The 275-nt window shown below is 44.4% G+C and carries 1 pseudogene; it reads left to right on the forward strand.

Annotated elements, in window-relative coordinates:
* Window positions 1-275, forward strand: a pseudogene (locus AB4512_RS23660) (LysR family transcriptional regulator); the annotation flags it as partial.

Raw genomic sequence — 275 nt, forward strand, 5'->3', positions numbered from 1 at the left:
GCAAAGCCTAACCATTTCAACTGAATCAGTAAAAGGAACTATTCGCTTAAGCACGCCAGACGTTCCGTTCATTGGCGATGTTCTTGCTGATTTTGTGGTCGACTATCCTAATATATCTCTGTTCTGTGAACACAGTACGTCCATCGAAAGCGCACTCAACAGTGATCCAGATATCATGATTAGCTTTGAGCGAGGATCGCTGGATGATAGGGATTGGATTTCTCGTCCTTTATGCCAATGGGAGAGTGCTGTTTTGGCTTCTCCAACTTGTTTGG

The organism is Vibrio sp. 10N.222.52.B7 (genome assembly GCF_041474275.1).
Classification (GTDB): domain Bacteria; phylum Pseudomonadota; class Gammaproteobacteria; order Enterobacterales; family Vibrionaceae; genus Vibrio; species Vibrio crassostreae_C.